We start from the raw sequence: 13,421 nt of genomic DNA on the forward strand, positions 1-13,421 counted from the left end.
CTTGTTGATTAAGAGTTATGTTACGACATCCAGACATTATACTGAAACCTTACCAAGTCCAAAATCGATTCGTACTCATCTTCTTGCTTTATTACCCATATGATTGATAATTGACCATTAACTGCGCAATCAAAGCCTAAATTTGCCATAAGTTTTCTATGTTTAAAGTATTAGAGTCACCTTAAAACAGTATGGTAAAAAATGTTTACCTTAACCTGCAAAATTTTTTGTGTTTCAAGGTAAGAAAATACTTTGATTTCACACTTTTGGTGATTATGATGCGCGCCTCTAATTTGTGTAACTACGGGTCATTTCTGTTGGCCGATTGGGAGAAAGACAGACGTTGAACGCTAAACAACACGCAGGACAGCCAGTTATCCGTTTAACTGGTATAAGCAAAAGCTTTGATGGCAAAGAGATTATCAGAAATCTTAACCTTGATGTGAATCATGGTGAATTTCTAACCATTTTAGGTCCGTCAGGCTGTGGTAAAACCACTGTATTAAGGATGATTGCCGGTTTTGAAGCCGCTGATAATGGTGACATCATTCTTGATAGTCAGAATGTCACTCATGTTCCTGCTGAGCAAAGACACGTCAACACTGTATTCCAAAGTTACGCCTTGTTCCCACACATGACCGTTTTTGACAACGTGGCCTTTGGCTTGCGTATGCAGAAAGTCCCCTCCACTGACATTGAACCGCGTGTCATCGAAGCATTGAAAATGGTGCGTCTTGAAAAAATGGCGCAACGTAAACCACATCAGCTTTCGGGCGGTCAGCAACAACGTATCGCGATTGCACGTGCCGTAGTCAACAAACCCAAGGTTTTGTTACTTGACGAATCTCTGTCAGCTCTCGATTACAAATTGCGTAAACAGATGCAAATAGAGCTTAAACAGCTTCAGCGCCAGCTTGGCATCACCTTTATCTTTGTCACACACGATCAGGAAGAAGCGCTTTCAATGTCAGACCGTATTATTGTGATGCGCGACGGCGTAATTGAACAGGACGGCTCGCCTCGTGAGATCTACGAAGAGCCTAAGAATTTATTTGTTGCTCGCTTTATTGGTGAAATCAACGTATTTGACGCAACCATGATAGAACGTATCGATGAGAAGCGAATTCGCGCTGAAATTGAAGGTGTTGAATCGATTGTTTACTACGGTAACGAAGCTCTGACAGGAGACAAACTTCAAGTCCTGCTCCGCCCGGAAGATCTCCGATTAGAAGAAATTAACGAATCCGAACAAAAAGGGATTGTTGGCCACGTAACAGAACGTACGTACAAAGGCATGACCTTAGACTCAGTGATTGAACTCGACTCAGGGACTCGCGTTATGGTGAGTGAGTTCTTCAATGAGGATGATCCTGATGTTGACCATTCATTAGGCCAGAAAGTGGCGATCACTTGGGTTGAAAGCTGGGAGGTGGTTCTTAATGATAAGCAAAAAGCTTAATCTGCAGAACGCCATCATCACATTGATTGTCGGTTGGCTAGCGCTGTTTGTGCTTGTGCCCAACCTCATGATCATTGGTACCAGTTTTCTGACCCGTGATGAAGCGAATCTGATTGAACTAACATTTACGTTCGATAACTACCTTCGTTTGATGGATCCGCTCTATGCAAAAGTGCTATGGCATTCTTTCTATATGGCGATTGTAGCAACATTACTGTGTTTGGTGATTGGTTATCCTTTTGCTTACATCATCGCAAAGATGCCAGAGAAATGGCGACCTATCATGCTGTTTTTAGTGATTGTGCCTTTTTGGACAAACTCACTGATCCGGACTTATGGCCTAAAGATTGTGCTTGGGACTCAAGGAGTATTGAATAAATCCCTAATGGCAATGGAAATCATCGAAAAACCTATTCGTCTGATGTATACCGAGACAGCGGTGATGATCGGCTTAGTCTATATCCTACTGCCATTTATGATTTTGCCACTCTATTCAGCTATCGAGAAACTTGATGATACTTACATTGAAGCGGCGAAAGATCTGGGCGCGAACAAATTTCAGACGATCACAAAAGTGATTTTGCCACTGACGATGCCAGGTATTATAGGTGGTTGCCTGCTAGTGCTTCTGCCTGCTCTAGGCATGTTCTACATTGCGGATCTACTTGGTGGGGCGAAGAACTTGCTCATTGGTAACGTGATTAAAAGTCAGGTCCTTAATGCTCGAGATTGGCCATTTGGCGCCGCGACGAGTATCGCACTGACTATTGCCATGGCGATCATGCTCTATGCCTACTACCGAGCCGGTAAGTTATTGAATAAAAAAGTGGAGCTAAACTAATGGGACGTACAGTTAGATTTAGCTTTATGGCATTGGTTTATGCATTTCTGTATTTGCCAATCATCGTGTTGATCGTCAACTCATTTAATGCCAATAAATTCGGCATGAAATGGGGAGGCTTTACCACCAAGTGGTACGAAACGTTAACTAATAATGACAGCTTAATGCAAGCGGCTTGGCACTCATTGAATGTCGCGGTTTTTTCGGCGACTGCAGCGACTGTGATCGGTAGCCTAACGGCCGTTGCCCTATTCCGTTATACGTTTAAAGGAAAAAGCGCAGTCAACGGCATGTTATTCGTGGTTATGATGTCACCCGATATTGTAATGGCCATCTCGTTGCTTGCGCTGTTTTTGGTTTTGGGTGCACAACTGGGCTTTTTCACCCTGTTAATTGCGCATATTACCTTCTGTTTACCTTTTGTTGTGGTTACGGTTTACAGCCGCTTAAATGGCTTTGATGTAAAAATGCTTGAGGCTGCCAAAGACCTTGGTGCTAGCGAATGGGTTATTCTCAAACAAATCATTCTGCCACTGGCGAAGCCCGCTGTGGCGGCAGGCTGGTTGCTGAGTTTTACTCTATCACTGGATGACGTCATCATTAGTTCATTTGTGACAGGACCAACTTATGAGATATTGCCACTCAAGATCTACTCAATGGTTAAAGTGGGAATCTCTCCAGAAGTGAACGCGCTTGCTACTGTCATGCTGATAGTGTCACTCATCTTAGTCGTGATTTCTCAGTTACTCGCGAGAGAAAAAGTTAAATAGATTTACACCTTATTTCATGAAACAGAATGGCTTGATGTCATTCTGTTTTTCTATCGACCGCCAACATGCTCAGAGATTTATCCAAAGAGTATTATGGCAACGTTTGGTTTGGAGCTAACGTCAATGAAAAAATGGGCTACTTTTTTAGCTGGTAGTGCATGTGCGCTTTCACTGTTCTCAAGTTCAGTGTTCGCCGATGAAAACAAAGAACTGGTATTTATGAACTGGGGGCCATATATCAGTAGCAGCCTTCTGGAACAATTTACCAAAGAGACAGGTATTAAGGTTATCTACTCGACTTACGAGTCAAATGAAACCTTATACGCCAAGCTAAAGACACACAATCAAGGTTACGATTTAGTTGTACCTTCGACGTATTTCGTCGCCAAAATGCGCGATGAAGGTATGCTGCAAAAAATCGATAAATCAAAACTGAGCAACTTTAATAATCTGGATAAAAACTATCTGGATAAACCTTATGACCCAAGCAATGACTACTCTATCCCTCACGTTGTAGCGATTACCGGCCTAGCTGTTAACGCCGATATGTATGACCCTAATGATTTTCAAAGCTGGGCAGATTTGTGGAATCCAGAGCTTGAAGGTCAGGTCATGCTGATGGATGACACGCGTGAAATATTCCACATTGCACTACGTAAACTGGGTTATTCCGGCAACTCAACTGACCCGAAGCAGATTGATGAAGCTTATGCTGAGCTGCAAAAATTAATGCCTAACGTACTAGTGTTTAACTCTGATAATCCGGGTGCACCCTATATGTCAGGCGAAGTCGGCGTAGGCATGCTGTGGAATGGCAGTGCGGCAGCCGCTCAAAGTGAAGGCATGAACCTCAAGCTTATATTTCCTAAAGAAGGAGGAATTGGCTGGGTGGATAACTTTGCAATTTCATCCGGTGCAAAAAATGTAGATGCTGCTCATAAGATGATTGATTTTCTCCTAAGGCCAGAGATTGCAGAACAAATTTCGCGTGACACTGGGTACCTTACTGCAGTTCAAGCATCCAATGAGAAGTTTAAAGATGTCGCCCCACTCTTCCCTTCTCAAGAAGACCTTGACCGTGTCGAATGGCAAGATGCCGTTGGCAGTATGACAGTAAAATATGAAGATTACTTTATGAAGCTCAAATCAGGTCAATAAGCATTCATTTTCTTCGAAATAGGCAGCATGAGCTGCCTATTTTCGTTATTGGCTGATATAATTCTTCTCTGTATGGTTTGTCGTTACGATAAACATCCTTACTCACGGCTTAATCTCCAAATATCGTCAGGGTTGACGATTGACTGATTCAGCAAAAACAAAACGGAAAAAGAATGAAAAGTAAATTCTATGCAAGTGCACTTTGCGCAGCGACGTTAATTGCTTCCCCTGCAATGGCTGCTGATCAAGAACTCTACTTCTATAACTGGTCTGAATACATTCCAAATGAAGTTCTTGAAGACTTTACGAAAGAAACGGGAATTAAGGTTATTTACTCTACCTACGAGTCAAATGAAAGCATGTACGCCAAGCTTAAGACTCAAGGATCTGGTTACGATTTGGTAGTACCGTCTACTTACTTCGTTTCTAAGATGCGTAAAGAAGGTATGCTGCAAGAAATAGACAAGAAGAAACTGTCACACTTCACTGACCTTGATACAAACTTCTTGAACAAGCCTTTCGACCCAAACAACAATTATTCTATCCCTTATATCTGGGGTGCGACGGGCATTGGTATTAACTCTGACATGCTAGATAAGTCTTCCGTTACTAAATGGGACGACTTGTGGGACAGCAAGTGGGAAGGTCAATTAATGCTAATGGATGACTCACGTGAAGTTTTCCATATTGCGTTGACTAAGCTTGGCTACTCACCAAATACAACCAACCCAGACGAAATTAAAGCAGCCTACGAAGAGCTGAAAAAGCTGATGCCAAACGTATTAGTGTTCAACTCAGACTTCCCTGCAAATCCATATTTAGCTGGTGAAGTGTCTCTTGGCATGCTTTGGAATGGTTCTGCATACATGGCACGTCAAGAAGGTGCATCTATTGATATTATCTGGCCAGAAAAAGGCACAATCTTTTGGATGGATAGCCTAGCCATTCCAGCTGAAGCGAAGAATGTTGATGCGGCACATAAGATGATCGACTTCCTATTACGTCCTGAGAATGCCGCCAAGATCGCTCTAGAAATCGGTTACCCGACACCAGTCGCTACTGCTCATAAACTACTGCCTGAAGAGTTTGCAAATGATCCGAGCATTTTCCCTCCGCAGGAAGTGATGGACAGCGGTACTTGGCAAGACGAAGTTGGAGAGGCAAGTGTGCTTTACGATGAGTACTTTCAAAAACTAAAAGTCGATAACTAAACACGTAAACTTGTTTTCAGTTATATACTTAATAAAGCGGCTCTGGCCGCTTTATTTGTTTCACCTAAGCCGAGGGCACTATGATTGTAAGATACAAAAGGTTCCTATCTGGCTTCTGCGTACTTTCTGCTCTTGCGATATTGGTTACGGCAATCAGTTATCAAACACATCCGGAATCCTATAGTGACCTTCTTTTCGAAACCAATACTCTGCTCGTTCTTCTCTTTATCTACTCTGTTTCTCGGGAAATTTATCGCAATAACAACTTCCTAAAGTGGGGCTTAATACTACTAATCGCTGATCAAGCGTATGATATCTTGACTGAAATACCCGCTCTAGATAGATGGGCAGACAATAACGAGTTTACTCATACGCTGATTGAAGATGGTGGAATTCAGATTGCCTACCTATTAATTGCTTTTGGTGTCACCCAACTGTTTCGTCAAATGAACGAGCACGCTTACACGGATGAACTGACAGGCCTATTTAACCGAAAAAAATTGTTCTCGATTGATCGTAAACAATTCGATTTGATATATATCGACTTGGATGGTCTAAAGCAAATCAATGACACGCATGGCCACGCGAGTGGCGATTTAACCATTATTCGTTTTGCACAAGCCGTTAATGCATCGGTTAATCCAACAGACAAGGCCTTTCGTATCGGCGGAGATGAATTTGTGATTGTGGTTGGCCCTGGAGAAGGTGAAGCTCTTATCGAGCGAATCAAAGAGGAACTTATTGAAGAAGAGATACTCTTCAGCTACGGTATTGAGTCCTCAACACCTGAAACCTTAAAAGAAAACCTGATAAAAACTGATAAAGCTATGTATGAAATGAAAAACTCTCAACGCAAACGCGCCGAGAGCAATTGAGCTTATTTTATTTAACCTCTGATTCCTGCAGAGCCAAAATTTCCTCAACCAGCTTAGGCACCTCTATACTTGCCTTGCCATATCGTTTTTCTTCGAACTCACTCTCAATGGCACTTGGCTCTAAGTTAATCTCTAGCGTATGAGCTCCATGCATCTTTGCATCATGTACAAAGCCTGCGGCTGGATACACTACTCCAGAAGTACCTATTGAAATAAACAAATCAGCTTTCTCTAACGATTCATAGATATCACCCATTCGCAGAGGCATTTCTCCAAACCATACAACATGAGGGCGCATCTGAGCAGGGATCTGACAACAATGGCAAAGATCACCTGTGTTCACCTCTCCTTTCTTCTCAACCACCTGATTTGATTCGCTGCATCTTGCTTTCAATAGTTCTCCATGCATATGGATTACATTTTGACTACCGCCACGCTCATGTAGATTGTCGATATTTTGCGTGATGATGGTAACAGTGCCTTCTAATTCCTTTTCAAGGCGCCCTAGAGCAAGGTGGGCTGCATTCGGCTCTATACCCTTTTCCTGAAGTTTGAAGCGACGCTGGTTGTAGAATTCTTGTACAAGATCAGGGTTGCGTTCAAATCCCTCTGGCGTTGCTACATCTTCAATGTGGTGATTTTCCCATAAGCCATCCTGAGCTCTAAACGTTTGGATTCCTGACTCGGCTGAAATTCCAGCCCCTGTGAGTACTACTATGTTGTTGTAAGGAAACGTCATATCAAATCCCTTTCATTATATTTGATATAAGCTTACCACCTGAGATTTATCAGCAATAGTCGTTCAGATTAGACCATAGTTGTATTTTAAGGGTTCAACTTCCAAAAAATGTGAGGAGGAATAAGTGAAATGCCTCAGCTTAGCTGTGGTAGAAGGTGATAAAAAATTATATTTGCGGCCTTCTAGCTTGCAAAACGCTTCCCTAGTGCTATTAGTTTTATATTCGCATTAACAAAACTGTCATAATGTACATAATTTAAGCGAATATCCAACGTCATCAGGCTACAGGGAGGTGTCCATGAGCGGATCACCTAAATCAGAACAGTTTGCTTTTTCTTTTTCCATTCGCGCTAAGCTTATTCTTATCAATTTAACTTTACTCGTCAGTGTCGGTTTGTACGCTTATTACGAGCAAATCAGCTTTAACAACTTGAAGTCTCTAGAAAACGCTGCCATCGATAACTTACAAAGTTCCGTTGACCTACTCATGTTACGTCGTCACGAAAAAGATTTTCTGGCACGGAAAGATATGAAATACCCACAGCGTTTCGACAAAACATTTGAAGAGTTATCGGAACGTTTAACGGCTCTCACCGCCGTTTTAAAGTCCCACAACCTTGATATGGAAGAACGTACATCAACGATTATATCGACTCTGAATCAGTATCAGGTTCAATTTCATCAACTGGTTGATCAAGTGAATACCATTGAGGGCGTTGAATCCTCCTCGAATTTAATTTCAGAATTGGAACAAGCAAGAAAAGCATTGAAAGTGGCAGCGGCCGATAAAGACAGTTTCGCTTTAGAGGTTGAGCTGCTTGAGTTAATGGAAGCAGATTACCGATATCTCGCGAATACCGACAAGGAAACCAGTGCTGCCCTGCTGGCCGCTATCGATAAGTTCTCTACTAGTAAGCATGTCCCTGTTGATCTTCAGCCTGTATTCAATCAATACCAACGAAACGCCGAAAAGCTCGTTGAAGCATGTGAAGTTCTAGGTCTGACTTCTAGCGACGGGGTAAGAGGCGCACTCAGATCTAACGTTCACAATACCGAAAAAGCAATTAATGGGCTCCAAACCGAGATAAGCCAAGTCATTTCTCAAAAATCCTCAGACATCAAAAATAAGCTTTTCTTAATTGGAGGAGCCATTGTAGTCTTACTTTCCAGTATGCTACTCCTTATCGGAAGAAGCATACTCAGTCGAATTCAAGCTATAAACACACTTATGGAGAACATTGCCAGCGGTGATGGTGATCTCACGGTGCGTATGAATGCCAAAGGGGATGATGAGCTGGCCCAGCTTGCTAACTCTTTTGATCGATTTATCTCCCAGTTACATGGTCACATTAAAGAATTGGCAAACGTAATGACAGTATTGAGTGAAAGCTCATGCAGTTCTGAGCACGCTGCCGCTAAAAGCATGAACAACGCAGAACAGCAAAAAATACAATCTGAGTCAGTAGCAACTGCTGTGAATGAGCTCGTAATGACCAGCAACGAAATTACTGCCAATATCGAGTCAGCAGCACAAAACGCTGAAAGCATGAAGTATGAAGCTGATAGCGCCCTCAAGGTAACGCATTCCACCAGCGAAAGTATACAAACGCTGTCATCAAACATTGAAGACTCGCAAAACTTGATTGAAGACTTAGCTGAGCAAAGTAAGGAGATCAATCAGGTCATCGCCACCATTCAAGGTATTGCCGAGCAAACCAACCTACTTGCATTAAACGCCGCGATTGAAGCTGCCCGTGCAGGTGAAAACGGACGAGGTTTTGCCGTAGTCGCTGATGAGGTAAGACAACTTTCACTGATGACCAATAATTCTACTCATCAAATTGAAACGACTATTCAAACACTAACCTCAGGCATCCAACAAACCGTCGCCAAAATGTCCACCAGCCTTGAGCAAGCTCACCGCACTAACGCGAGCACTAAAGACGTGGTAAAAGCGATAGATAATATGGCGCTACGTATCAATGAAATGTCTGATATGAATACTCAAATTGCTACCGCTTCAGAAGAGCAATCTATGGTATCCGCTGATATTGACCGAAACATCACGGAAATCGCACATCTAGCAGGAGATACGCATAAAGTCGTTGCAGGTTCAGTACGCTGTAGTGAGCAAGTATCCGGTGTTAGCCATAAGTTGGAGCAAATTGTTGCAAACTTCAAATATTAGACGGTATTCACTTTAACAGTGATTATCTTCTAAAAGTAATAAACAGCAGTGTTGTGGGGATGGCATGGAAACTTCTTCCATGCCATGAATCGCAGCGTAATTATCTTTGTACATCCGTTTAAAGCCTTTGTGATCAGAACGCTCATCTCTTCATTTCACCTCATGACTCGTTACCCGACTTGCTTATGTTCAATATTCTATACAGCGTACGACAAAGGTCGATTTTGGCACTAATCGGGCAACTCATTACACTTTCATAACGGTTACGTTTTGTTCTATTCAATATATAACCAGAACATCACACCGTATAAGGCTTAAATACATTGGCAATTTTGCCAGTCATACGCACGCAAGCCAACAATGCATAAGAGAAAAGCCCACGAGCAGTCGTTCTTCAATGAATCAGCTGTCAGCTCGTAAGTTCTACACATTGGAGCTTGCCGTTATAACAGTTGGTTGGAGAACGTCATGAAAACACTATTGGGTATCTTGCTATTACTTTTCAGTATACAAGGCCATACACACTCACTTCTGCCTGTCATTGACACAGGAAACCTTAATATTTCCACTCTAGAAAAGCACAATATCCCGACTCTGATACCAGACGGAAGATTCGTATACAGACCAATTAAATACCCCTTTTCAATGTCTGATCACTTTGCTAAAGGCTCCCAATGGCTAGCATTAGAAGAAGAACTGAACCATTGGAGTGGTGCTATGGGCGTGGATCCTCGTGTGGTCTTGGCCACACTAGCCGCATCTCACGATTGGTCGCCGGCTCATACGTTATCAATATCTGAGTTAGAACACTTTAGAAGTGAAATTCAACATGTAGCAAATCGCCTTTCGCAACTTTTCTATCACGTCAGACAGCAGCCAAACACGATAGATCGTGCTGCCACCTATGCCATCGTGTCATCACTGCAGAATATTGAACAATGGCCTAAATGGCAGGCATTTTATTATCAACAGTTTGGCTCACCAACATTTGTTGAAGATATCTCTTTCGTCTCCCCCCCTGAGATGCAATGGCCATGGAGAGCTGGCTATAACTGGATACCCAATGGTCCACACTCACACACAGGATCAGGGTTTCCGCTCTCATCGCTTGATGTCTCTTATGATTGGCCGCGCTGGGGAGGACAAACTTATAGCGTCACAGCAGCACATGAAGGGTACGTTTCTGTATTTTCTCGTTGTCAACTAAGAGTGACAGCAAAGAATGGATGGGCCACAAACTATTACCACATGGATGGGATCGAAGTACAGGATGGATCTTGGGTGGCTAAGAACCAAAAAATCGGCACCTACGCTAGCCAGAAAAACATCGCCTTATGCCAAGGTGGCTCATCCACAGGGCCACATCTGCATTTTTCGCTGCTGTATAACGGGCGTTTTCAATCATTACAAGATAAGTCATTTGGCCCCTATACTATTGACGTAGGTCGTTATAGCTATGACAGCCATTGCAGCTACACGTGGATGTTAGATGCTAGAACTAACTCAAAACAATGTTTCTGGTACCGTGTCGACAATCCTTAGTCATATATCGCTATCCCTCAATTCTCCTGGGGGATAGCTTTTTGGCTTGCTCAGTTAGTTTATCTAGGAAAGATACTGTTCAAAAAAGTCGATAAGACAGCGTACTGTTGCCGACAAGTGCTTTCGAGAAGAATACAAAGCGTAGACCTTCATTTGTTGAGGTTTCCATTCTGGAAGCACTTCGACAAGTTTGCCACTTGCAAGATACTCATCAGCAAGATATCTCGGCTGAACCGCTAATCCCGCTCCGTTAATTGCCGCATGCAGCAAAACAGTTGCCTCGTTGGCTGTTAACTGACACTGCACTTCCACCGCTCTATGTTCTGCTCCTTTACTTAAATGCCATACATGGCGCTGAAAGTTTTTGTAACCCAAACAATGCAGCTGAGAGAGGTCTTCTGGTTCACTGACTTGTATTTGTTTAGCATAACTCGGGGAAGCAACAATCACAGAATCACACACAGCAATGGGCTTACCAATCAAGGAGGGATCTGGGTTAGAAGCAATTCTGATCGCCAAATCAATTTGGTTGTCTGCCATATCGGTTACTGAATCTTGAAGATCGATATCAATGCTGACTTTGGGGTGCAGATTCATAAAATCAGTAATTGCAGGTACTAATTGAGCAAAACCAAACGACATGCTGGTCGCGATTCTCACCGTTCCGGTTAGCTCATTCGCGGTATCCGTAATAGCCAATAACTTATCAGCCTGGTTTAGCCATTGCTCAACCTGTTTAAAGCACGCTTCTCCTGCAGTAGTGAGAGAGACTTTCCTTGTCGTACGATGCAAGAGCCGTACATTTAGCCAATCTTCCATCGCTTCAACATATCTTGTCACCATTGGCCTCGACATGTCTAACCTATCAGCTGTGGCGGTAAAGCTTCCCGACTGTGCGACATCAATGAACACTTTTGCTGCAGTCACTCTATCCATAATATGCTCGATTTAAGAAATAATGTTGTTAACTTTGTGGTATTTTTCAGAACAGGTCAATGCCCTACTATTCTCCCGTCCACACACAACCATGTTAATGGAGAGAATGATGAAAAAACTGACATTACTTGCGGCTTCAATGCTTATTGCAACTCACACTTATGCTGCAGAACAATCGAACCTCACTTTTGATGTTTACAGTGCTGACCAAAACAGTTTCTACGTCAATTCAACACTCATTGTCGGAGACACAGAAGTGATGGTCGTCGACACTGGATTTACAAAAGCAGATGCTCTTCGCATTGCAGCCAAGGTTCTAGACGCAGGAAAACCTCTGAAAACTATTTTTATTAGTCAGGCAGACCCTGATTACTATTTTGGTGCGGAAGTTCTCCATGAATTATTCCCAGAGGCTCAAATCATTACAACACCTGCTGTGAGAAAAGTCATTGAGGAAAAGCTACCAACCAAACTGAAAGTTTGGGCACCTCGTATGGGAGCTAACGCGCCAGTAAAACCTTACATTCCAGATGCCTATACGGCCTCTAATTTAACCATTGACGATCATACCATTGAAATCCGTGGTAATGATGGCGACATTGCCCATCGACCATATCTATGGATCCCTTCTGAAAAAGCGGTGCTAGGAAATGTTTCAATCTATGGTACGAACCTTCACTTGTGGATGGCCGATGCTCAAAGTGATGATAGCCAAGCGCTTTGGTCTAAACAATTGAATGAAATACAGTCACTAAAACCTGAAATTGTTGTCCCAGGGCATATGCTATCGGGTACAAAGTTAGATGTGAATTCTATTCAATACTCTCAGCAGTATCTAAAAGACTTTAAGCAAGCAAAGCAAACCACTGAAAACAGCGAGCAGCTGATTGAAAAAATGAATGAAAAATACGCTGAAGCGGCGTTACCCGTGGCTCTAAGTATTGGCGCAAAAGTTCACAAAGGAGAAATGGAGTGGTAAAAGTTCACGTTTTTTACGACCCAATGTGTGGTTGGTGCTACGGCGCCACCCCACTAATGGAAATGATTGAAAATCATGCACATTTTGACCTTTGCTTGCACCCTGGTGGTATGGTGTCATATCGCTCTGTCGAACCTGATTTTCGACAACATATTTTACACAGCGACAAGCATATCTCAGAGCTGACAGACGCCAAGTTCGGTGAATCATACCTAAGCAAGGTAGCCAGTAACAAAGAGTTCATTCTTGATTCTTTCTTACCAACAAGAGCTATCTTGCTCGCAGAATCCCTTGGGATCTCATCTTTGAAGAGTTTGAAGGAGATTCAACGGGCACATTATTTCGATGGCAGCGATGTAACTCAGCCAGCAATACTTGCTAAGGTCATGCAGAATCTAGGAGGAAATTTAGTAGAATGGCATCAGGCACTCGCAAATCAAGAGCAGCCAGAAATAGCTAAAATTAAAGCCTCAAAGCAGCTTATGAAGGCATTAAATGTAACCAGCTACCCGACTTTTGTCGCTGAATCGGACGGACAGTATATAAGCCTGCCACACAGTGACTACTACGGGAACCCAGCATTGTGGCTACAACATTTAGAGCATACACTGCTTAATGGAACGAGCTGAGGTCACCTTCACTATCTTAACAACACGTATAAGCTAAACCTTTGGAAGTCTGTGTTTGCGATGAACAATGGCTTCCATTCACACTCCCTCCTCA

The 13,421-nt window shown here is 42.8% G+C and carries 12 protein-coding genes; 10 read left to right on the forward strand and 2 right to left on the reverse strand.

Annotated elements, in window-relative coordinates:
* Window positions 1–325: 325 nt before the first annotated feature.
* The 6 genes from potA (at window position 326) to L1D15_RS12205 (ending at window position 6,314) form a co-directional block, all read left to right on the forward strand.
* On the forward strand, window positions 326–1,459 hold the full coding sequence (gene potA / locus L1D15_RS12180; RefSeq protein ID WP_239866409.1) for a spermidine/putrescine ABC transporter ATP-binding protein PotA: 1,134 nt from the start codon (window positions 326–328) through the stop codon (window positions 1,457–1,459).
* A complete protein-coding gene (gene potB, locus L1D15_RS12185; protein ID WP_239836951.1) occupies window positions 1,440–2,300 on the forward strand; it encodes a spermidine/putrescine ABC transporter permease PotB in 861 nt (286 codons plus the stop codon). The genes potA and potB overlap by 20 nt, the downstream gene beginning before the upstream one ends.
* Window positions 2,300–3,070: a spermidine/putrescine ABC transporter permease PotC gene (potC, locus tag L1D15_RS12190; protein ID WP_239875836.1), complete on the forward strand. Its 771-nt coding sequence runs from the start codon at window positions 2,300–2,302 to the stop codon at window positions 3,068–3,070. Before potB ends, potC begins: the two co-directional genes overlap by 1 nt.
* Window positions 3,071–3,193: 123 nt before the next feature.
* Entirely contained in the window at window positions 3,194–4,228 is a 1,035-nt protein-coding gene (locus L1D15_RS12195) for an extracellular solute-binding protein (protein ID WP_239875874.1), read from the forward strand.
* Between the two features lie 173 nt (window positions 4,229–4,401).
* Window positions 4,402–5,439 (forward strand): extracellular solute-binding protein, encoded by a 1,038-nt coding sequence (locus L1D15_RS12200; protein WP_239836955.1) that lies wholly within the window; start codon window positions 4,402–4,404, stop codon window positions 5,437–5,439.
* 80 nt (window positions 5,440–5,519) lie between these two features.
* Window positions 5,520–6,314, forward strand: coding sequence for a GGDEF domain-containing protein (locus L1D15_RS12205; RefSeq protein ID WP_239875839.1), 795 nt, complete (start codon window positions 5,520–5,522; stop codon window positions 6,312–6,314).
* Window positions 6,315–6,321: 7 nt separating this feature from the next.
* Here L1D15_RS12205 and cobB read toward each other — a convergent pair whose 3' ends face one another.
* Window positions 6,322–7,053 (reverse strand): Sir2 family NAD+-dependent deacetylase, encoded by a 732-nt coding sequence (cobB, locus tag L1D15_RS12210; protein WP_239875840.1) that lies wholly within the window; start codon window positions 7,051–7,053, stop codon window positions 6,322–6,324.
* A 298-nt stretch (window positions 7,054–7,351) separates the two neighbouring features.
* Between cobB and L1D15_RS12215 the strand changes: the two genes are divergently transcribed.
* Both L1D15_RS12215 and L1D15_RS12220 read left to right on the forward strand, forming a co-directional pair.
* The gene (locus tag L1D15_RS12215) at window positions 7,352–9,241 is read left to right on the forward strand and encodes a methyl-accepting chemotaxis protein (RefSeq protein ID WP_239875841.1); all 1,890 of its coding nucleotides are present in this window, start codon (window positions 7,352–7,354) and stop codon (window positions 9,239–9,241) included.
* A gap of 468 nt (window positions 9,242–9,709) precedes the next feature.
* Window positions 9,710–10,783: a M23 family metallopeptidase gene (locus L1D15_RS12220; protein WP_239875842.1), complete on the forward strand. Its 1,074-nt coding sequence runs from the start codon at window positions 9,710–9,712 to the stop codon at window positions 10,781–10,783.
* 63 nt (window positions 10,784–10,846) lie between these two features.
* Here the strand turns inward: L1D15_RS12220 and L1D15_RS12225 are convergent, their stop codons facing one another.
* Window positions 10,847–11,719: a LysR family transcriptional regulator gene (locus L1D15_RS12225; RefSeq protein WP_239875843.1), complete on the reverse strand. Its 873-nt coding sequence runs from the start codon at window positions 11,717–11,719 to the stop codon at window positions 10,847–10,849.
* Window positions 11,720–11,828: 109 nt separating this feature from the next.
* On the opposite strand from L1D15_RS12225, the gene L1D15_RS12230 reads away from it, so the two are divergent.
* Window positions 11,829–12,698 (forward strand): MBL fold metallo-hydrolase, encoded by an 870-nt coding sequence (locus L1D15_RS12230; protein ID WP_239875876.1) that lies wholly within the window; start codon window positions 11,829–11,831, stop codon window positions 12,696–12,698.
* Entirely contained in the window at window positions 12,692–13,327 is a 636-nt protein-coding gene (locus L1D15_RS12235; RefSeq protein ID WP_239875844.1) for a DsbA family protein, read from the forward strand. Before L1D15_RS12230 ends, L1D15_RS12235 begins: the two co-directional genes overlap by 7 nt.
* Window positions 13,328–13,421: the final 94 nt, after the last annotated feature.

Source organism: Vibrio sp. Isolate25, from assembly GCF_022398025.1.
GTDB lineage: Bacteria > Pseudomonadota > Gammaproteobacteria > Enterobacterales > Vibrionaceae > Vibrio > Vibrio coralliilyticus_A.

Coding starts and splice junctions, on each gene's coding strand:
- potB (WP_239836951.1), top strand. CDS start 1,440: ATGATAAGCAAAAAGCTTAATCTGCAGAACGCCATCATCACATTGATT.
- potC (WP_239875836.1), top strand. CDS start 2,300: ATGGGACGTACAGTTAGATTTAGCTTTATGGCATTGGTTTATGCATTT.
- L1D15_RS12195 (WP_239875874.1), top strand. CDS start 3,194: ATGAAAAAATGGGCTACTTTTTTAGCTGGTAGTGCATGTGCGCTTTCA.
- L1D15_RS12200 (WP_239836955.1), top strand. CDS start 4,402: ATGAAAAGTAAATTCTATGCAAGTGCACTTTGCGCAGCGACGTTAATT.
- L1D15_RS12205 (WP_239875839.1), top strand. CDS start 5,520: ATGATTGTAAGATACAAAAGGTTCCTATCTGGCTTCTGCGTACTTTCT.
- cobB (WP_239875840.1), bottom strand. CDS start 7,053: ATGACGTTTCCTTACAACAACATAGTAGTACTCACAGGGGCTGGAATT.
- L1D15_RS12215 (WP_239875841.1), top strand. CDS start 7,352: ATGAGCGGATCACCTAAATCAGAACAGTTTGCTTTTTCTTTTTCCATT.
- L1D15_RS12220 (WP_239875842.1), top strand. CDS start 9,710: ATGAAAACACTATTGGGTATCTTGCTATTACTTTTCAGTATACAAGGC.
- L1D15_RS12225 (WP_239875843.1), bottom strand. CDS start 11,719: ATGGATAGAGTGACTGCAGCAAAAGTGTTCATTGATGTCGCACAGTCG.
- L1D15_RS12230 (WP_239875876.1), top strand. CDS start 11,829: ATGAAAAAACTGACATTACTTGCGGCTTCAATGCTTATTGCAACTCAC.